The sequence below is a fragment of the Streptomyces sp. SP17BM10 genome (genome assembly GCF_036322405.1).
GTDB lineage: Bacteria > Actinomycetota > Actinomycetes > Streptomycetales > Streptomycetaceae > Kitasatospora.
In genome coordinates this window covers 1-283 of record NZ_JAQYXB010000215.1, presented here as the reverse complement: position 1 = coordinate 283, position 283 = coordinate 1, and the positions used below count along the sequence as shown (strand labels likewise).

Genomic DNA, 283 nt, shown 5'->3' with positions numbered 1-283 from the left:
TCAACGCCAGATATGTTGACATCCCCGGCCTCGATCGTCTGATCGGGGTTGGAGATTCCTTTTGAAATAAACACTAGCGAGGACGCAGTGCGCGGGATCACCCTATTCCGGTGGTTGCCGTGCCGCTCAACGCGGGTGTGAGCCGGATAGACCGGTAAGCATTCACGGAGAGTTTGATCCTGGCTCAGGACGAACGCTGGCGGCGTGCTTAACACATGCAAGTCGAACGGTGAAGCCCTTCGGGGTGGATCAGTGGCGAACGGGTGAGTAACACGTGGGCAAT

Annotated in this window: 1 rRNA gene; it reads left to right on the top strand. The window is 57.2% G+C overall.

The annotated features are described in order from the left end of the window. Positions 1–161: 161 nt before the first annotated feature. Positions 162–283, top strand: a 16S ribosomal RNA gene (locus tag PUR71_RS00840); the annotation flags it as partial.